Genomic DNA, 18,549 nt, shown 5'->3' with positions numbered 1-18,549 from the left:
AGATGAGCCGACCGATCACGCTGTTCACCGGGCAGTGGGCCGATCTGCCCTTCGAGGAGGTGTGCCGGCTGGCGGCCGGGTGGGGCTATGACGGGCTGGAGATCGCCTGCGGCGGTGACCACTTCGAGGTGGACCGGGCACTGTCCGAACCGGACTACGTGGCCGGCCGGCACAAGATCCTGGAGCAGTACGGCCTGAAGACCTGGGCGATCTCGAACCACCTTGTCGGACAGGCTGTTTGTGACGACCCGATCGACGAGCGGCACCGCAACATCATCCCCGCGAGGATCTGGGGCGATGGTGACGCCGAGGGTGTGCGGCAGCGCGCGGCCAAGGAGCTGGCCGACACCGCTCGGGCGGCGGCGAAACTCGGGGTGAACACGGTGATCGGGTTCACCGGCTCGAAGATCTGGAAGTACGTGGCCATGTTCCCGCCGGTCTCGCAGGAGGTGATCGAGGACGGCTACCAGGACTTCGCCGACCGGTGGAACCCGATCCTGGACGTCTTCGACGCCGAGGGCGTGCGCTTCGCCCACGAGGTGCACCCCTCCGAGATCGCCTACGACTACTGGACCACGAAGAAAACGCTTGCGGCGGTGGACAACCGGCCGGCGTTCGGGCTGAACTGGGACCCGTCCCACTTCATCTGGCAGGACCTGGACCCGGTCGGGTTCATCCTGGACTTCGCCGACCGGATCTACCACGTCGACTGCAAGGACACCAAGAAGCGTTTCGACGGGCGCAACGGCCGCCTGGGGTCCCACCTCGCGTGGGCCGACCCGCGGCGCGGCTGGGACTTCGTGTCCACCGGGCACGGGGACGTGCCGTGGGAGGAGTCGTTCCGCGCGTTGAACGCCATCAAGTACACCGGGCCGATCTCGGTGGAGTGGGAAGACGCCGGCATGGACCGGCTTCGCGGAGCCGAGGAGGCAGTGAAGTTCGTCAGGGGGCTCGCGTTTGATCCGCCCGCCGCGGCGTTCGACGCGGCGTTCAGCACGAAGAAGTCCTGAAGGGATCCGCCACATGGGAATGTCCAGAAGAGCCATGCTCAGGGGAACGGCCGCCGCTGGTCTGGCGGTCACGGCGTTGCCTGGCACCGCGAACGCCGACCGGGGCCGGCTGCGCATCCCACGAGAGTCCATCAGTGTCCAGCTCTACTCGCTGCGCAACCTCCTGCAGGCCGACGCCCCGGGCACCCTGTCGAAGCTCGCGGACATCGGTTTCCGCAAGGTGGAGCTGGCCGGCACCTACGGCTACAGCGCCACCGAGTTCAAGTCCATTTTGGACCGCAACCACCTCACCGCGTCCTCGAGCCACGTCGGCATCGACGGCGTGGACATCAACAAGGTGATCGACGACGCCAAGATCCTGGGCAACACCCGCATCGTGCACCCCTATTCGAACTTCGGCACGATCGCGGAGTGGAAGTCCTTCGCCGGCCGCCTGGAAACCGCGGGCGCGGCGGTCCGCAAAGCAGGCCTGCACCTCGGCTACCACAACCACGACCAGGAATTCCACACCCTCCAGAACCAGCGCCCCTACGACGTGTTGACCACCAACACAACGGGCCTGAACGTCCACCTCGAAGACGACCTGTTCTGGGTCGTGAACGGCGGGGCGGACCCGGTGCGCGAGGTCTACCGGACCTACGGCCGAGTCCAGCAGTACCACGTCAAGGACCGCAAACTCGACGGCACCATGGTCAACCCCGGCCAGGGCGACATCGACTTCCCCGAGATCTTCCGCCGCACCTGGCACGAAGGCGTCCAGGAATACATCATCGAACACGACCAACCCACGGATGCCCTCGAGTTCGCCCGCGTCGGCTACAACTACCTGGCCAACCTCCAGTTCTAGTTCCGGTTGTCCGGCCGCCCGGCCTCAAGATGCGCTCGCCGCGCCGCAGCGCCACCCAGAGGGGCGAGGGACCGTGCCCTCGCCCTCCGGTGGCACCCAACCCCAGAAAACCCGGCGCAGCCGGGTGAAACCCGGCTCCCTCTTGGCGGCCTGCCCCGCGGCGAGCGACTCTTTAGGGCCCCATCAACTCCGGCCTTGAGCCAGCAAAGCAGCCTGAGTCCGGCTGCGGACACCGAGCTTGGCGAGGACGTGACCGACGTGGACCTTCACGGTCCGCTCAGCCAACCCCAAAGCCAGAGCGATATCCCGGTTGGACAACCCGGCCCCCAGCAACCCGAGAACCTCACCCTCCCGGGGAGTCAACCCCGGTCGCGCCGGAACCTGCAAAGCCGACGAAACAGCGGGTGACACGACAGTCAGTCCTGAGTGGACGCCATGAACGGCGGCGGCCAGCTCCTCGCCAGTGGCGTCCTTCAGAACGAACCCGGCCGCCCCGGCGGCGAGCGCTTGCCGGATCTCGTGGGGGCGGCCGATTGTGCTGACCATCAGGACTCTGGGTGGTGGGGTGAGTTGCTGGAGCACTTCGAGGCCGCTCGGTCCCGGTAGGTAGAGGTCCAGGAGCACGATGTCGACGGTGGTGAGGTCCGCGGCCAGCAGTTCGGCGCCGGATGAGTACTGCGCGGTCACGGTGATGGCTGGGTGAGCTTCCAGGATCAGGGACATGCCTTCGCGGACCAGTGCCTGATCGTCGACCACTGCCACACGCACCACGGGGTCAGCCTAATAGGGTCGTGGGGGTGCGTGACCTGCGATGGGTGGATGTTGTGTTGGCCGGCGTCCTGTTCTGGGCGAGTGGGGTGCTGGATGGGTGGGCGGCGATCGCGTTCAGTGCCGCGCAGATCCTGCCGCTGGCGGCGCGTAGGTGGGCGCCGGGCACGGTGCTGGCGGTCGTGACGGCGGCGACGGTGGTGCACATCGTGCTCGGCGCGACGCGGAACATCGGGTACGTGCCGATGCTGATCGCGCTGTTCACGGCACCCAGCTCGCCGCACCCGGAGGTGCGGACATGGTTGTGCGCGGGCTCGGCGGTGGCGGTGGGCGTGGCGATGTCCACGACCAAAGGCCCGGTCGAGGGAGCACTCCTGGCGCTGGTCATCGCGGCGGTCGCGTGGACGCTCGGGGTGGAACGCCAGAAGTACCTGACCGAACGCCTCGAACTGAGGGCCGCGCTCCGCCGCGAGCGCACCGCGAGGCGCCTGCACGACACGCTCGGCCAGACCACGACGGTGATGCTCGTCCAAGCCGAAGCCCTCCGCGCCGGAACCCTCGGCGACACGGAACGCCAGCGGGTCGACGCGATCCTCGCCGCGGGCCGCCAAGCCATGACGGAAGTCCGCCGCACCCTCAGCGAACTACGCGACGACACCCCGCCCAACGAGACCACGGACCTGAAAGCCCTCCTCGATACGGTAAAAGCGGCCGGCCTCACGATCACCGGAAACCCCGGCCCCACACTGAGGAAACTGCCGAGACAAGCCAGGACCCTGGCCGAGCGGGTGATCGCCGAAGCCACGACGAACGTTCTGCGCCACGCCGGACCACAAGCCCACGCCCACATCGAAGTCCGTGTCACCGCCGAACATGTACGCGTCCGAATCAGCAGCACCCCAAGCGGCCCCCATGCACCCCACGGATTCGGCCTGACGAGCCTGAACCGACAAGTCGAAGCACACGGCGGCACCTTCACTGCGGGCGTTGCCGGAAGGCACTGGCGGGTCCAAGCTCACTTCCCCTGGAACGACAACAACGAAGACACCGTGACAAACCGATAGCCCTGCTCCCGCAACCGGATGATCAACGGTTCGATGGCCAGACGGGTCTGCGAGCGCGACGCGTACATGGCGTGCAACAGGATGATCGACCCGGGCCGGACATGCGCGAGCGCGTCGTCGACGAGCTCCGAAGCGGTACCCGACGGCAGGGTGGAGTCCGGCTCGACGTCCCAGGTGATCGTCTTCCGATTGTGCTCGCTGAGGTAGTAGGGCAGCGCGAACAGCTTCTTCCCGTTCGGCGGGCGGAACGTGATCTCACCCTGGTAGCCGGTCGCGCGGATCAGCGCGTCGGTGCGCTCCACTTCGGACGCCACCCAGCTCGGTGTCACCAGCACCATCCGCTCGTGCGAGAACGAGTGGTTGCCCAGTTCGTGCCCCGCGTCCGCGATCGCCTTGCCCAGTTCGGGATGCGCCGCCAGCTCCCGCCCGATCAGGTAGAACGTGGCGTGCACACCGTTGCGCGCGAGCGTGTCCAGCACCGGCTGCGTCCCGGCGGGATCCGGGCCGTCGTCGAACGTCAGCGCCACGACCTTCTCCGAGGTGTCCACCCGGTCGGTCAGCCCGCCGAAGAACTGGAAGCTGCGGGACCGGCTCACCTCGAGCAGGCCGTAAGCCCCGCCAACGAGCACAACGACGACGACCAGGGCGATGATGGTCCATTTCCGGGCGCGCCGGGACGACGGGAGAACACGCATGCCGCAGAACCCTGGCAGGAGCCGGGGCCCGCGGCAAGCGGCAGGAGACCTAGTACCTTCGGCCTAGCCGTTCCACTGTGGACGGCTGACGGCCTTGGCCGGTAACGGCCGGGCCGGGGCGCCGTTGGTCAGCTTCACGTGGATCAGCACCGCGACCTTGTTGCCCGCCTTGGTCAGCTTGATGACGTGCGCCTCGCTGGGCCGGTCGGCCAGCCAGCGGCAGACCAGGCCGTGGGTCTCCAGGCGGTCGCACAGCCTCGTCTGGATCGCGGTGAGGTCGTGGTCCTTGTAGACCGCCGGACCGGCCTCGGCGAGCAGGCGGCGGCGCAGGGCCGAGCGCGCCCGCCAAGGCACATACCACGGAACAACCAGCAACAACACCGTGGCAAACGTCAAAGCGGTAGCCATAGCCGCCCGCGCCCACCAAGGCGCCGCGGACCACCACACGCCCGAGAACGGTGTTTCCGGCGCCGCGAACGACAACGCGATGGCGATCAGCACGTAGCAGGCGCCGTACACCACAGCCCAAGTCGCAGCAGCCGCCGCGGGATCCTGCGTCGCGGGATCGTGCCACTTCTTGCTATCCGGCATGACCTGCCACAACCGCAACGTCCGCCCCGCGAAGTAGCTGACCACACCCGACCCGAAAACGATCGCGCCGGCCAGGATCAGCAGCAGCACCTGGTTGTCGTTGAAGAAACTCAACACCCCAGTCAACGCAACCGCCGCGGCGCCGCCAACGATGAGCGCCCCGATCAGCGGCCCGACCCAGTGCAGGGTCCGCAACCAGACCGGGAAAGCCCGGCTCCACTTGCCCACACTGCCCATCGGAGTCAACGTCGTCCCCGGAAGACTCCCCAGGAACAACAAAGCTGCCACGAACAAGGCAATACCCACGAGCCCAGCCAACCCGCGCCCAGTCGTCCCGGAATCGGCCGTCTTCGCCTGCACCTCAGAAATCCCGTAAGTCACCATGGTGACCCCAGGCGAGAGCAGCACTAAACCATGCAGCATGCTGCCGGTTCGCAAGGCGCTGTAACCGAAAGCCGCCAGCACCGCGCCGCCGCCGATGGCCGCGCCCGCGGTCTCCGCCCAGTCCGGCAACGCCCCGAGCACCGCCAGCACGAGCAGCAACCCACCGGCGGCAAGCCCGAACTGTCCCAGGAACCGAGCCAGCTGACCCCCACGAGTCAGCCCCAGAATCGTCCAGTAGGGCAACAGAACCAAGCCACGCAACGAACGGGTCACCGGTCGCGCCGCCTTGACCCCAAGCCGATCGCTGTCCGCAACTGTGATCGCGGTGGCAGCGGCACTCGCCACAGTCCGGATCATCTGATCGCTGGCGGCTTCCTCGCCCATCGGCTCGCGCCCCACTCCAGCCCGGTCGAAGGCTTCCAGCGCGCGCAACCCAAGATCGACGGTCTCCTTGTCGAGCGGCTGGCCCGCAGGCAAACGCTCGATCTCGTCGATCAAAGTGTCGTACTGCCGCACAAACCGCTCACTGTTCGACCGCGTACTCGCACCGTCCACACTGTCCGCGAGGATCGCCCGCCGCAGTTCCGGCAGCTCCTCCAGGATGATCTGGATGTGCAGCGACCACGCCACCAACTCGGCCAGATGCGGGCAAGTCGCAGGCAACGCCGTCCCAGGCTCGGTGACGTAGGCATGAATCAGCTCACCCACGGCCAAAGCACGCGCAGTCTGAATAGCGTCATCCGCCGGATCGCATCCAAAGAGGACGGTCACCAGCGAGTCGACGACGTTGCGAGCCAAGGCGGTCGCGGCTTCCTCGTCCCCGGCGGCAGGCAGCTCCCCAGCGAGATCGGCCGCACGCCGGATCCGCGCCGGGTCGAGCAGAACCCGGCAGAGCATGCTCGCCGCGTCCATCCGCCCCCAGATCCAGTCGTTCGCCCGCCAGGACCGCTTCAAGAACCCGGAGAACCGCGAAAGCGAATACCCACCGGCCTTGTCGTCCGGGTTGACGCTGTAACGAGCAAACGCATTCTCAGTCTGCAGACTGATCTGCGCCAGCTCAACCAGCTGCTCCTCCGGCGACTCCGAGTCGTCGGCGAGACACGTCGTCGCCAGTTCCAACGCCAGCAACCGCGAGAGCGACCGATACGGCGCCGGAAGCCGCGCATCGTCATCCGAGGAACTCAGCTCGACGAGCTTCCGCCACGCCCGCAGAGTCGGGTCACGGTCCATCATGGACTCATCAGCGTCCCGAAGCACCGCGGCACCAACGTCAAAGGCCTTCGCGATCTCCAGCACGTGACCGCGGACGATATCGCCCTTCTCGCCGGTCATCTCCTTGTTGTACGCGATCAGCCGCTGCCGCCAGCACTCGTTGTCCGGCGAGTCGACCGGCTCGGACTCCCACTGGTTGTGCATGGCCTCGCGCAGCTCGCGCAACGCCGTCCTGGCCTGGTGCACCGACTTCCGGGCCGCGTAGATCTCCGCGAGGCGGTCGTTCTTCGGCATCGCCCAGACAACGCGCTTGAGCATGTCCAAAGCGGACGCGGCCAGCCGTTCACCGTTGGAGATGTCCCACGGCCAGCCCCGGCTGCCCGGCTCGGCCAGCGTGTCCATCCCTTGCGGCGGCGACTGTTTCGGCACGTACGGCAGGCAACCGTTGGCGTCCAGCCAAGCCTGGTGGGCCAGTTCGACCGCTTCCCGGATCCGCTCGAACGACCAGGCCTCGGACGAGGTGTCCTCGTCCTGGTGACGTCGTGCGCGCGCGATCACCTGGCGCTCGGCCAGTTTGCGTGCGGCCCGGCGCAGCCGGATGTCGACGTAGTGCCGGTGCAGCACGCCGGAGAGCCGGTAGAGCTGGTCGACCGCCGGATCCTTGCCGGACATCAGGCTCTTCAGCAGCGCCGCCCGCCCGCCCCGGCGGGCCGCCGCGCCCTGGTTGTACTTCTGGATCTCGTCGACGAACGTGCGGTTGCTCTGGCTGGACTGCGCCCGCATGATCGCCCGCACGGTGTCCAGCACGCTCGGCTGGTCGGACCGCTTCTGCGCGGGCGGTTCCGGGCCCGCCGCGGTGGCGTGCGGGAACACCAGCAGCATCACCCGTCGCGTCGGCCCCTCGGCGGGCATCTGGTCGATCGCCGCCAGCGCCTCGCGGGTCGGCGTGTTCACCAGAACGCCGCCGTCGACGGCGAACTGCGACCGGTCGAACCCGTCTTCCGACCACGACGGCACGTTGCCCATCCGGGAGTCGTGCCCCACCGGCACATACGACGGTTCGAACGCCACCGGGAACGACGCGGACGAGCGCGCGGCCAACGCGAGCTGGTGCGTCAGGTCCTTGGGCAGACCGCCTTCGGGCGACTGGAAGTGGTCGTCCTCGGCGCTGAGCCGGTGGAACCGGAACGTGCCCTGGTGGATGTTCTGCGTCAGCCGCTGGCCCAATGCGTCCATCGTCGTGCGAGTCATGCCGCGCAACAAGGTGGTGGTGATCCGCAGGTCGATCGGCCGCTCGTCGATCGGTCTGGGCTCGTACCGCGTCGTCAGCCGGCGCATCGCGTCCTCCAGCCGCGGCAGGAAGAACTCGTCGCCCTTCAGCAGCGACACCGGCGAACCCTTGAACGGCGTGCGCAGCAACAGGTCCATCCGGCCCTGCTCGGCCCACAGCTCGCGCAGCGCGGACAGGTTCGCGCGCGGATTCACCTGTGACAGAGCCAAAGCGGCGCCGTTGATGCCGCCGGCGGAGGTCCCGCTGATCACGTCCGCCCGCGCGCTCGCGCCGACCAGGCTGAGCAGATGCCGGTACCCGTCCGTCGAACGGGTGAGCCGGTCCAGCTCCAGGACGACGCCGCCCATCCAGACCGCGAGACTCACCCCGCCGTTGAGAACTACCGCGAACCGCACCTCTTCGAGAGGAAGCTCTTCGGCCATGGTCTCCTCCCCACTCCCGACCACATTTCGGCCGAAAGCATCATACGGTTACTCCTCGTGACCGATTCGTGATGGATGGGGGAGGGACGGTAGATCGGTGTGGTCGCGGGGTTCGGGCAGCCACGGAATGCCCTGCGCGGGTAGCTCTTCGGGCAAAGCCGCGCGCCCCAACGGGTTGTCGTCCCAGCCGGGCAGGCTTGCGGCCGACAGCAACGCCTGGCACTCGGTGATGACCGCGCTCGCCCGGGCGCGGGGCAGGTAGGTGATGGCCGCGTCGATCAGCACGCGGACCCGGTCGGCCGCGTGTGTCCACAGTAGATCCTCGGAGATCCCGGTCAACCCGGTCACCTGGGCGAACAACGGGGCGAGGTGGTGTGCGTAGAGACCGGTCCAGACGTGCTCACGAAGCTGTTCGACGGTGGCGACCGCCGGGCCGGGCACCGGCCAGTTCGTCGGCCGGTCCGAACAGCGCAGCACATACCGCGCCCGGTAGCGGGGGACGAGCGCGATCCGGCCGGGCACGGCGCCCCGGAACGTCACGACGCACCAGACCGGGGACAGGTCGATGCCCACGCCGTTGGCCAGCCCGGTGACCGCGACACAGGTCAGCGCGGCGCAGTAGTGCCGCACGACGCGGGAGACGGCGACCAGCGGGTCGTCGTCGCGCCGCTTGACCGCGCGGTCGAGGGTGACGCGGAGGGTGTCCCGGTCCAGAAACCGTTCGCACTTCACCCAGTCGGAGGACATGTCGGGGTCCGGCACGAACCGGCCGTGGGTCTTCGGGCCCATGGCCGCCAGGTGCCGGGCGAGATGCCATCGCCAGCTCGACGCCGTGACCATGGGTACGAAGGTATCGACCGTCCGTTACGGTCAACAACAGTTCCGCGTATTTTCGGTGAACTCTCCCGGCATGTGGGAGCGCTCACAAGGTGCTCCGCTCAGAGGCAGATCTTGCGCACCTTTTCCTGGTTGCGGAACAGGTCCCCGGCCCAGCCGGCGAAGTTGCGCAGGTCCTCGGCGCGCCGCTTGCTGACGTCGACGTACTCGTCGGCCAGCGTGCCCAGCGCGCCCTTGACGTCCTGTTCCTGCGCGTCGGCGGCCAGGCTGCGGAGCTTCTCGGCCTTCTCGACGGCCGCCTGCCGGGTCTTCTCCGGGTCGGTGTCCGGCACCAGGGTGGCGAGGCCGAGCGCGTCGGCGCAGATGGACGCCTTGTCCCCCAAGGCCCTCGCCTGGTCGCACGCGGTCAGCAGGCACAGCGACGGCGCGATCACGGCGAGCGCCAGCAGACGTCGGGTCATGTCATCCAGTCTATTCAGGCGGCCGGATCCGCGGCCTCAGTCGGCCTCAGTCGGGCCTCAGTCGGCACGGTGGCGGTGGGCCGCGGCCGGGGCCGGCTGGGGCGTGGCGGGCGGGGCCTGGGAGGGCTGCGGGACGGTCGGCGGCTCCTCGCGCTGTTCGTCCATCCGGCCGGCGAACTCGCGCAGCAGCTCGTCGAAGATCGGCGTTGACATCGGGCGCTGCTGAACCATGGGATCCCTCCTCCTCTCGCGCTGGGCATGCTCGGCCAGCCAACGGTCTCACGCTGTGACCGGACACGACTGGGCGATCCGGGCGAACGGGAAATGCGCACTCAAAGTGGTGATCTTCGCTGGTATCGGCGGTGAAATCGGGCCTGAACGGGGGATCAAGCCGCCCGAGGACGGGTTACCACTCAGTAACTTCGATGGGTCATGATGGGGGCATGACAGACACCCTCGTCTCACTGCGGGTCAAGACGTCCGGTCAGGTCGCCGAGGTGACCCTGCTCGGCCCCGGCAAGGGCAACGCCATGGGCCCGGACTTCTGGCGCGAGCTGCCGGTCGTGTTCCGCGAGCTGGACGCCGACCCGGCGGTGCGGGCGATCGTGCTGACCGGCAGCGGCAAGCACTTCTCCTACGGCCTGGACCTGCCCGCGATGATGGGCAGCTGGGCCGGGCTGATCGGCGGCGACGCGCTCGCCGGGCCGCGCACCAAGTTCCTCGACGAGGTCCGCCGGCTGCAGGACTCGGTCACCGCCGTGGCCGAGTGCCGCAAGCCGGTGATCGCGGCGATCTCCGGCTGGTGCATCGGCGGCGGCGTCGACCTGATCGCGGCCGCGGACATCCGGCTCGCCTCGGCCGACGCGAAGTTCAGCGTGCGCGAGGTGAAGGTCGCCATCGTGGCCGACATCGGCAGCCTGCAGCGGCTGAGCGGGATCATCGGCGAGGGCCACCTGCGCGAGCTCGCCTACACCGGCAAGGACATCGACGCCGCCCGCGCGGAGAAGATCGGTCTGGTCAACGACGTCTGCCCGGACCAGGACGCGGTGCTCGAAGCGGCCCGCGCGATGGCCGCCGACATCGCCAAGAACCCGCCGCTGGTCGTGCAGGGCACCAAGAACGTCCTGGACCACGACCGCGCGCCCCGGGTGGCCGCGGGCCTGCGGTATGTGTCCACCTGGAACTCCGCGTTCCTGCCGAGCAAGGACCTCGGCGAGGCCGTCCAGGCGTTTATCGACCGTCGCGATCCGGAGTTCACCGGAGAATAATCTTGGTATCCGCCGCGACTCAGTGAGGAGAACGCCGTGTCAACCTTCCAGTCCGCACGTGAGTTCCTGTTGGCACACCGGGAGGACTACGAGGCGGCGCGCTCCGGGTTCGACTGGCCGCGGCCGGCGGAGTTCAACTGGGCGCTGGACTGGTTCGACACGCTGCCCGCCGACCGGCTCGCGTTGTGGATCGTTGAGGAGGACGGCTCCGAGCGGAAGTGGACATTCGGGGAGCTTTCGGAGCGGTCCTTCTCGGTGGCGAACTGGTTGCAGGCGCTGGGAGTCCAGCGCGGCGAGAAGATCCTGCTGATGCTCGGCAACCAGGGTGAGCTGTGGGAGGTGATCCTCGCCGCGATCAAGGTCGGGGCGGTGATCATCCCCGCGTCCACGTTGCTGGGACCGGAGGATCTGCGCGACCGGGTCACCCGTGGCGAGGTGAAACACGTGATCACCCGATCAGTGGACACCTCGAAGTTCGACACGGTGCCCGGCGAGTACAACCGGATCGCGGTGGGCGAAGAGGTCGAGGGGTGGATGTCCTACGACACCGCCGTGTGCCCGATCGAGTTCAGCCCGGACGGTCCGACCCCGGCGGACTCGACCCTGTTGCTGTACTTCACTTCCGGCACGACGGCGCAGCCGAAGCCGGTGCGGCACACGCACATCTCGTACCCGGTCGGGCATCTGTCCACAATGTACTGGCTCGGGCTCGAGCCGGGCGACGTGCACATGAACATCTCCTCGCCCGGCTGGGCGAAACACGCGTGGAGCAACGTTTTCGCGCCATGGAACGCGGGCGCGTGTGTGTTCGTCCACAACTACACGCGGTTCGACCCGGTCGCGCTGATGTCCCAGATGGACCGTTGCGGGGTGACGTCGTTCTGTGCCCCGCCGACGGTCTGGCGGATGCTCATCCAGGCGGACCTGACCCTGCTGCAGCGGCCGCCCGCGAAGGTCGCCGGTGCCGGTGAACCGCTCAACCCCGAGGTGATCGAACAGGTCCGGAAGGCTTGGGGCGTCACGATTCGCGACGGTTTCGGGCAGACCGAGACGAGCGTCCTGGTCGCCAACACCCCTGGGCAGCCGGTGAAACCGGGCTCGATGGGCCGGGCGCTGCCGGGGTTCGACGTGGTACTGGTCGACCCGATCACCGGCGAACCCGCCGACGAGGGCGAGATCTGCCTGTCGCTGGACCCGCGTCCAGTGGGGCTGATGACCGACTACATGGGCGCATCGGAGCGCACCGGCGAGGCCATGCGCGGCGGGTACTACCACACGGGTGACGTCGGTTCACGCGACGCGGACGGCTACATCACCTATGTGGGGCGCGCGGATGACGTGTTCAAGGCGTCGGACTACCGGATCTCGCCGTTCGAGCTGGAGAGCGTGCTGATCGAGCACGAGGCCGTCGCCGAGGCGGCTGTCGTTCCCTCGCCGGACCCGGTTCGCCTTGCCGTGCCCAAGGCCTACGTCGTGCTGGCGGCCGGGGTCGAGGCGAGCGCCGACACCGCGCGGGACATCCTGAAGTACGCGCGCGAGCATTTGGCGCCGTACAAGCGGATCCGCCGGCTGGAGTTCATGGACCTGCCCAAGACGATCTCCGGCAAGATCCGCCGGGTCGAGCTGCGCGGCCGGGAGAACGAGGTGAACGCGGACACCCGCGCGCCCGGCGAGTTCCGCGACGACGACTTCCCCGAGCTGAAGAACTGAGCAGGCGCCGCCGCGCCGAGACGGCGGCGCGGCGGCGGTCCGGGGGTTACTTGGCGGGAGCCTCGCCCAGCTTCGTGGCGACACCGACGGTGAACGAGCTGAACTGCGTGACGGTGCCCGGCTTGATCCAGGAGTCGTACGGCTTGTCCCCGGCGACCGTGCGCTGGCCGATGTAGTCGCCGCTGGCCGGGTCGATGATCAGCTCACGCTGCTCGGCCTCGTTCTTGAAGCCCAGCGCGGTGCCGGTGCGGCCGTCCAGGTTCACCGCGCGGTCCAGCACGGTCACGCCCGGGATCCTGGCCATCGCCTTGTACCACAGCGGCTGCAGGTCCGCGGGCAGCAAACCCTCCTGCAGCACCAGCAACGCGGCGTGGAACGTCGTGTCCGGCTTGCCGCCCTTGGCCTTGCTCAGCCCCTGCATCGTGGCGTACAGGCCGTCGACGTCCCGCGGCAGCTTCTCGTAGAACGCCGGGCTCGCCCAGTCGTCCGGGTCGCCGCAGACCTTCTTCGGCTTGGCCTTCGGGAAGAAGTCGCCGCACGCGCCGGACCGGTCGCCGTTGTCGTAGTCCGCCGGCTTGGGCACGGTCGTCTGGTCCTGCGGCATCGTGCCGCCGACCCACTTGGGCTCGCCCAGCCACATCCGGCGGTCCAGCCAGACCTGCCGGTAGTCCGACGGGATCCACTTCTGCTCGCGCTGCTCGATCAGGTAGCTGTAGCCCGTCGGGGCGGCGTTGGACCCCACCGGCACCGCCGAGACGGTCGAGAGGACCACCGAGGTGTGCACGTCGATGAACTTGAACTGACCGGCGGCCACCGCGGGCGCGGCGGTACCCGCGGCGGCCTTCTCCAGCAGCTGAGGCGCCGATAGCAGCTCCACATGTGGCGCCGCTTGGGGCGATGACGGGGGCTGGTCGCTGGTGGTCCACACGACCACACCAGCGGCGGCGACACCGGCTGCGGCGGCCGCGACCGCCAGCCGTGGCCACACACGTGGGCGGCGCGTGGGTGCTTCGGTCATCTCCGCCATCAGCTTCTCGCGCGCCCTGTCCAGCGATGCGGGCTCGTTGCGGGCGTCGGAATGCAGCATGTTCAGGGCCTCGTCCAGTTCCTTCATCGGTTTCCCTCGCTAAGCAGGGCTTGCAGTTTCTGGCGCACGCGGTGCAGCCGGGAGCGGACCGTGCTGGCCGGGACGTCCAGCGCCACCGCGACCTCAGCGGGCTCCAGGCCCGCCCACGAGGTCAGCAGCAGCACGTCCCGTTCCTGCTCGCTCAGCGAGGCCAGGTGGCCGGCCAGCAGCCGCATCCGCGCGGCGGCGTCCACCCGCTCGGCGACAGCGGTGTCCAGCCCGTCGGTCACCGGCCGGTCGGCACCTGCCCGCGCGGTCAGCTGGTAGCCGCGGATCTCCTGGCGGACGTGGTTGCGCAGCAGGTTGCTCGCGATCCCGTACAGCCAGCCGCGGATCTCGGCCTGGTGCCGGTCGTAGCTCGCCCGCCTGCGGTAGGCGACCACGAACGTCTCCGCGACCAGGTCATCAGCGGTGTCCGCGCCCACCCGCCCGGCGAGATATCCCCGCATCGGGCCGGCGTGCAGCTCGAACAGCCGCGCGAAGACCGCGCGCGGATCCCCAGTGACCAGATCGGGCCGGTCCAGCGAAGCGCCATCGATGGCTCGAATCACACCCCTACTTGTCCCCACCGCCCCCAGCGTCCCCGCCCCCACCCACACACCCGCGAAACACCCCCCGGGAGCAACGGGGGACACACCCGGGACGAACGGGGGACACACCCCGGGGGAACGGGGATCGCCAGTCCGGTTGAGCGCTTGATCACACACTTGATAGTTGTCGTAAGCAACTAATTGGGCTACCTTCTTCGGGGTACGCGGCGTTTTCTAGGAGGTTGTGGTGGCACGGAGGGGTGCGGGGCAGAAGTCACTCGCGGAGCTGGGGCCGCACTACAAGTGGATCGCGTTGTCGAACACCACGCTGGGGCTGCTCATCGCCACGATCAACTCGTCCATCGTGCTGATCGCGCTGCCGGACATCTTCAAGGGGATCGGGGTCAACCCACTGGAGCCCAGCAACACCAGCTACCTGCTGTGGCTGATGATGGGCTTCCTGGTGGTCACCGCCGTCCTCGTGGTGACCTTCGGGCGGCTGGGCGACATGTACGGCCGCGCGCGGATGTACAACCTGGGGTTCCTGATCTTCACCATCTCGTCGATCGCGCTGGCGGCGACGTGGATGAGCGGTGACGCGGCGGCGTGGTGGCTGATCGGCTGGCGGGTCGTCCAGGGCATCGGCGGCGCGTTCCTGATGGCCAACTCCAGCGCGATCCTGACCGACGCGTTCCCGGCCAACCAGCGCGGCCTGGCGCTGGGTGTCAACGGTGTCGCCGCGATCGCGGGCAGCTTCCTCGGCCTGGTCGTCGGCGGCGTGCTCGCCCCGGTGAACTGGCACTGGGTGTTCCTGGTGTCCGTCCCGTTCGGCGTGATCGGCACCATCTGGGCGTACCTCAAGCTGCACGACACCGGCATCCGGCAGCGCTCCAAGATGGACTGGGGCGGCAACATCACCTTCGCCGTCGGCCTGATCGCGATCCTGGTCGCCATCACGTACGGCATCCAGCCCTACGAGGGGCACTCGATGGGCTGGATGAACCCGTGGGTGCTGGCCGCGCTCATCGGCGGTGTGCTGGTGCTGGGCTGGTTCGTCGCGATCGAGCGCCGCCAGCCCAACCCGCTGTTCAACCTGGCGCTGTTCAAGATCAAGGCGTTCACCTGGGGCAACATCGCCAGCCTGATGGCCTCGCTGGGCCGCGGTGGCCTGCAGTTCATCCTGATCATGTGGCTGCAGGGCATCTGGCTGCCGCAGCACGGCTACTCCTTCGAGGAGACGCCGCTCTGGGCCGGTATCTACATGGTCCCGATGACCGTGGGCTTCCTGCTGGCCGCGCCGCTGTCCGGGGTGCTGTCCGACCGGATCGGCGCCCGTGGCCTGGCCACCGGCGGCATGGTCATCACCGGCCTGACGTTCTTCGCGCTGACCATCCTGCCGGTGAACTTCAACTACCTGGTGTTCGCCATCCTGCTGGTCGTCAACGGCATCGGCATGGGCATGTTCTCCTCGCCCAACCGGGCCGCGGTGATGAGCAGCCTGCCGGGCAACGCCAGGGGCGCGGGCGCGGGCATGAGCGCGACCTTCCAGAACGCGGCCATGGTGCTGTCCATCGGCATCTTCTTCAGCCTGATCATCACGGGCCTGTCGGCCACCCTGCCCAGCGCGATGACCACCGGGCTGACCGCGCACGGGGTGTCGGCCGCCGACGCCGCCCAGGTCGCCCAGCTGCCCGCGGTGGCCGTGCTGTTCGCCGCGTTCCTCGGCTACAACCCGATCCAGCAGCTGCTCGGCCCGGTGCTGCACCAGCTGCCGCCCGACCAGGTGAGCTACCTCACCGGCCGCAGCTTCTTCCCGAGCCTGATCACCGGGCCGTTCGCCGACGGCCTGCACGTGGCGTTCTGGTTCGCCATCGCGGCCTGTGTGATCGCCGCCATCGCCTCCTGGCTCGGCGGCAACGCCAAGCCCGCCGCTGAACCGGTCGGCGCAGAGCTGGCGGCGACCGCCGGGGAGAGCGGCACTGTGCCCGCTGACCTGGTAACTGTCAGCCGGACCGATATCGAGGTGACCGCTGGGCGACCAGCTGACGACGGACGGCGACCCATCTCCGATCGTTCCGGGTAAATGATCTTCGACAGCTCGGCGCTCGGGGGACGCCGATAGGCGCCATACACCGCATAAGTGGGAATGGCAATGGGAACCCTCAAGCATGATCTATCCCACGGCTAACGGAGCGGCTCCGGTAGGCGACACCCCTTACGGAGGTGGGGGATATGAACCACGAGGCAGAACCCGATACGTCCAGTCAGACCCAGCAGCGCCCGCTGTCCACGACGCACCTGCCGACCACACCGTGCAGTGTCGTGTGGAGCAAGGGACACGCCTACGTCCTCGAGTCAGGCCTCGGCCGGGCCCGCTGGGTGGGTTGTGACGACCGCGGCCGCCCCATCGCCTTCACCGCCGCCGAGCTGGAGACCCGCGGCTGGAGCCTCACCCGCCGGGCCAGCTAGCATTCCCCGAGGTCACCCCTCGTGAGTCCGGTGGACGCACGAGGGGTTTTTCAGGGGAGGGTCACGTGGGTGAGGGCGACCGGATCTGGACCGTCCCGAACGCGCTGAGCGTGCTGCGGCTGGCCGGGGTCCCGCTGTTCCTGTGGCTGCTGCTGGGCCCGCAGGAGGACGGCTGGGCCATCGTGGTGTTCGTCGTCAGCGGCATCACCGACTGGCTGGACGGCAAGATCGCCCGCTGGCTCAACCAGACGAGCCGGTTCGGGGCCATGCTCGACCCGCTCGCCGACCGCCTCTACACCCTGGCCGCCATGGTCGCGCTGGTGCTGCGCGACATCATCCCGCTGTGGGTCGTGGTCATCGTCATCGCGCGGGACCTGGCCGTGCTGGTGTGCCTGCCGCTGTTGCGCCGCAAGGGGTTCGGCCCGCCGGAGGTGCTCTACCTCGGCAAGGGCGCGACCTTCGTGCTGCTGTACGCCTTCCCGTTCCTGCTGCTCGCCCAGCTCGACTCGCCGGTGGCCGACGTGGCCCGGCCGATCGCCTACGCGTTCACCGTCTGGGGCGTCGTGCTGTACGTCTGGTCCGGCCTGATCTACGTCTTGCAGGCGGTCACCGCGATCAGGCGAGTCAGGCCACTCTAAGCTCACTCACCGACATGGCTGTCGGTGAGCGGGAGAAGGAGACGGGGACGTGACGCCGGAGGACCTCAAGTACACGCCTGAGCACGAGTGGATCGCGAGCAAGGCTGGCGGCACGGTACGCGTGGGCATCACCGATTTCGCCCAGGACCAGCTGGGTGACGTGGTGTTCGTGCAGCTGCCGGAGGTGGGCGCCAAGGTGTCCGCGAAGGACCCGGTCGGCGAGGTGGAGTCCACCAAGAGCGTGTCGGAGATCTACGCGCCGGTGGCCGGGGAGATCACCGCGGTGAACGAGGCGCTGGACGCCTCGCCGGAGCTGATCAACTCCGACCCGTTCGGCGAGGGCTGGATGTTCGAGCTCAGGATCGACGACGAGGGCGAGCTGGCCGGACTGCTCGACGCGGCCGGGTATGCCGGGCTCACCGGTCAGGCATGAGAAAGATCTTCAGCTGGTTTCGGCGTAAGCGGGGACCAGCCGCTTCGCCGCACGGGGAGCACGGTACGTTTGCTGGAACAAGCGAGCACAGCAGGAGGAGAGCTCAGGTGAGCACGAACGACGGACCCGGCGTTCCGCCGGAGCAGTCTCCGGAGCGGACCTCCGTCTTCCGGGCCGACTTCCTCGCCGATGTCGAACGCGGCGAGGCGCCTGCCCAGCCGGAGCCGCCCGTCGCCGGGATCGACGCGCTGCCGGCCGGATCGGCCCTACTCGTGGTGAAGCGTGGGCCCAACGCGGGCTCCCGGTTCCTGCTGGACCGGGACACCACCAGCGCGGGCCGCCACCCGGACAGCGACATCTTCCTCGACGACGTCACGGTCTCCCGCCGGCACGCGGAGTTCCGCCGCGAGGGCGGCGACTTCGTGGTGATCGACGTGGGCAGCCTGAACGGCACCTACGTCAACCGCGAGCCGGTCGACCAGGCCGTGCTGGCCGGCGGCGACGAGGTTCAGATCGGCAAGTTCCGGCTGGTGTTCCTGACCGGCAGCCAGGCGTAACAGAGGGCGGATATGCACTGGGTGACCTGCGGGGGTCGCCCGGTGTGGATCGGCCCGCAGTTGGCCACCGCGGACCGGGGTGCACACTCCGGTCCGCGGTCTTGCTTTGCCCGCCGGACCGCAAAACCCTTAGGGGAGAACGAAATCGCGAACACGGCAGGTTCGTGCCGGGCGATTTCGTGCCCGCGTGGTGACTCGGCGTCGCACCAGGCCGCTGACGAGCCATTACGCGTTTC

The 18,549-nt window shown here is 68.5% G+C and carries 18 protein-coding genes; 10 read left to right on the top strand and 8 right to left on the bottom strand.

The window, feature by feature from the left end; all coding sequences use genetic code 11:
• Positions 1 to 2: 2 nt before the first annotated feature.
• Entirely contained in the window at positions 3 to 1,010 is a 1,008-nt protein-coding gene (locus tag AB0J95_RS33725) for a sugar phosphate isomerase/epimerase family protein (protein ID WP_364767112.1), read from the top strand.
• 19 nt (positions 1,011 to 1,029) lie between these two features.
• A complete protein-coding gene (locus tag AB0J95_RS33720) occupies positions 1,030 to 1,857 on the top strand; it encodes a sugar phosphate isomerase/epimerase (protein ID WP_364767109.1) in 828 nt (275 codons plus the stop codon).
• Positions 1,858 to 2,040: 183 nt separating this feature from the next.
• Here AB0J95_RS33720 and AB0J95_RS33715 read toward each other — a convergent pair whose 3' ends face one another.
• Positions 2,041 to 2,628 (bottom strand): response regulator transcription factor, encoded by a 588-nt coding sequence (locus AB0J95_RS33715; RefSeq protein WP_364767106.1) that lies wholly within the window; start codon positions 2,626 to 2,628, stop codon positions 2,041 to 2,043.
• Between the two features lie 26 nt (positions 2,629 to 2,654).
• On the opposite strand from AB0J95_RS33715, the gene AB0J95_RS33710 reads away from it, so the two are divergent.
• Positions 2,655 to 3,689 carry a histidine kinase gene (locus AB0J95_RS33710; protein WP_364767103.1) on the top strand — a complete coding sequence of 345 codons (1,035 nt, stop codon included), beginning with the start codon at positions 2,655 to 2,657 and terminating at the stop codon, positions 3,687 to 3,689.
• On the opposite strand, the gene AB0J95_RS33705 is transcribed toward AB0J95_RS33710, so the two are convergent.
• The 5 genes from AB0J95_RS33705 to AB0J95_RS33685 form a co-directional block, all read right to left on the bottom strand.
• Positions 3,641 to 4,384: a polysaccharide deacetylase family protein gene (locus AB0J95_RS33705; RefSeq protein WP_364767100.1), complete on the bottom strand. Its 744-nt coding sequence runs from the start codon at positions 4,382 to 4,384 to the stop codon at positions 3,641 to 3,643. The genes AB0J95_RS33710 and AB0J95_RS33705 overlap by 49 nt on opposite strands.
• Before the next feature lie 63 nt (positions 4,385 to 4,447).
• Positions 4,448 to 8,284: a patatin-like protein gene (locus AB0J95_RS33700; protein ID WP_364767097.1), complete on the bottom strand. Its 3,837-nt coding sequence runs from the start codon at positions 8,282 to 8,284 to the stop codon at positions 4,448 to 4,450.
• A 48-nt stretch (positions 8,285 to 8,332) separates the two neighbouring features.
• Positions 8,333 to 9,124, bottom strand: a complete 792-nt coding sequence (locus AB0J95_RS33695; RefSeq protein ID WP_364767094.1) for a ferric iron reductase — start codon at positions 9,122 to 9,124, stop codon at positions 8,333 to 8,335.
• A 98-nt stretch (positions 9,125 to 9,222) separates the two neighbouring features.
• On the bottom strand, positions 9,223 to 9,582 hold the full coding sequence (locus tag AB0J95_RS33690) for a hypothetical protein (protein WP_364767091.1): 360 nt from the start codon (positions 9,580 to 9,582) through the stop codon (positions 9,223 to 9,225).
• Positions 9,583 to 9,639: 57 nt separating this feature from the next.
• Entirely contained in the window at positions 9,640 to 9,813 is a 174-nt protein-coding gene (locus AB0J95_RS33685; RefSeq protein WP_364767088.1) for a hypothetical protein, read from the bottom strand.
• A 212-nt stretch (positions 9,814 to 10,025) separates the two neighbouring features.
• Between AB0J95_RS33685 and AB0J95_RS33680 the strand changes: the two genes are divergently transcribed.
• The gene (locus AB0J95_RS33680; RefSeq protein WP_364767086.1) at positions 10,026 to 10,850 is read left to right on the top strand and encodes a crotonase/enoyl-CoA hydratase family protein; all 825 of its coding nucleotides are present in this window, start codon (positions 10,026 to 10,028) and stop codon (positions 10,848 to 10,850) included.
• A gap of 36 nt (positions 10,851 to 10,886) precedes the next feature.
• Positions 10,887 to 12,560: an AMP-binding protein gene (locus AB0J95_RS33675; protein ID WP_364767083.1), complete on the top strand. Its 1,674-nt coding sequence runs from the start codon at positions 10,887 to 10,889 to the stop codon at positions 12,558 to 12,560.
• 46 nt (positions 12,561 to 12,606) lie between these two features.
• Here AB0J95_RS33675 and AB0J95_RS33670 read toward each other — a convergent pair whose 3' ends face one another.
• Together AB0J95_RS33670 and AB0J95_RS33665 are read right to left on the bottom strand one after the other, a co-directional pair.
• The gene (locus AB0J95_RS33670; RefSeq protein ID WP_364767080.1) at positions 12,607 to 13,674 is read right to left on the bottom strand and encodes a CU044_5270 family protein; all 1,068 of its coding nucleotides are present in this window, start codon (positions 13,672 to 13,674) and stop codon (positions 12,607 to 12,609) included.
• Positions 13,671 to 14,237, bottom strand: a complete 567-nt coding sequence (locus AB0J95_RS33665) for an RNA polymerase sigma factor (RefSeq protein WP_364767077.1) — start codon at positions 14,235 to 14,237, stop codon at positions 13,671 to 13,673. The genes AB0J95_RS33670 and AB0J95_RS33665 overlap by 4 nt, the downstream gene beginning before the upstream one ends.
• Positions 14,238 to 14,463: 226 nt before the next feature.
• On the opposite strand from AB0J95_RS33665, the gene AB0J95_RS33660 reads away from it, so the two are divergent.
• The 5 genes from AB0J95_RS33660 (at position 14,464) to garA (ending at position 18,313) form a co-directional block, all read left to right on the top strand.
• Positions 14,464 to 16,299 (top strand): MFS transporter, encoded by a 1,836-nt coding sequence (locus tag AB0J95_RS33660; protein ID WP_364767074.1) that lies wholly within the window; start codon positions 14,464 to 14,466, stop codon positions 16,297 to 16,299.
• A 149-nt stretch (positions 16,300 to 16,448) separates the two neighbouring features.
• On the top strand, positions 16,449 to 16,685 hold the full coding sequence (locus tag AB0J95_RS33655) for a hypothetical protein (protein ID WP_364767072.1): 237 nt from the start codon (positions 16,449 to 16,451) through the stop codon (positions 16,683 to 16,685).
• 65 nt (positions 16,686 to 16,750) lie between these two features.
• Complete coding sequence (locus tag AB0J95_RS33650) at positions 16,751 to 17,323, top strand: CDP-alcohol phosphatidyltransferase family protein (protein ID WP_364767069.1); 573 nt, start codon at positions 16,751 to 16,753, stop codon at positions 17,321 to 17,323.
• Between the two features lie 49 nt (positions 17,324 to 17,372).
• On the top strand, positions 17,373 to 17,756 hold the full coding sequence (gene gcvH / locus AB0J95_RS33645; protein ID WP_364767066.1) for a glycine cleavage system protein GcvH: 384 nt from the start codon (positions 17,373 to 17,375) through the stop codon (positions 17,754 to 17,756).
• Between the two features lie 107 nt (positions 17,757 to 17,863).
• Positions 17,864 to 18,313 carry a glycogen accumulation regulator GarA gene (garA, locus tag AB0J95_RS33640; protein WP_364767064.1) on the top strand — a complete coding sequence of 150 codons (450 nt, stop codon included), beginning with the start codon at positions 17,864 to 17,866 and terminating at the stop codon, positions 18,311 to 18,313.
• The last annotated feature ends 236 nt before the right edge of the window (positions 18,314 to 18,549 follow it).

The organism is Actinocrispum sp. NPDC049592 (genome assembly GCF_040675465.1).
GTDB lineage: Bacteria > Actinomycetota > Actinomycetes > Mycobacteriales > Pseudonocardiaceae > Kibdelosporangium.
This window is presented reverse-complemented; position numbering and strand designations above follow the sequence as displayed.